This window comes from Herbaspirillum sp. WGmk3, from assembly GCF_023952535.1.
GTDB lineage: Bacteria > Pseudomonadota > Gammaproteobacteria > Burkholderiales > Burkholderiaceae_D > Herbaspirillum > Herbaspirillum huttiense.
On sequence record NZ_JAKYWT010000055.1, the window covers coordinates 1 to 275 of the forward strand.

Consider the following 275-nt stretch of genomic DNA (forward strand, 5'->3'; position numbering starts at 1 on the left):
CGCTCTCGTCACAGGCCAAGACCTCACCGGGACCAGGGCCACCCTAGGGTCACTATGGATCGTCCTCGTAGGCACCGGATTCGTCGGCATCGTGCTCACCGCCATCGCTGGATACGTGGCAGGCAACTCTGCGACTAGCCCTTTGCGCGACCTCTCGCGAGCTGTTCATCACGTCACCACCACCGAAGACCTGACACCCATCCAGGTCCACTCCCATGATGAGCTAGGCGATCTTGCCGTGTCGTTCAACCACATGCTGTCCTCGTTGTCGAACT

Annotated in this window: 1 protein-coding gene; it reads left to right on the forward strand. The window is 60.4% G+C overall.

Annotation, left to right across the window (positions count from 1 at the left end):
• Positions 1-91: 91 nt before the first annotated feature.
• Positions 92-275, forward strand: a 184-nt coding sequence (locus MKD49_RS25915; RefSeq protein ID WP_252697728.1) for a HAMP domain-containing protein, incomplete at its 3' end; no start/stop codon positions are given.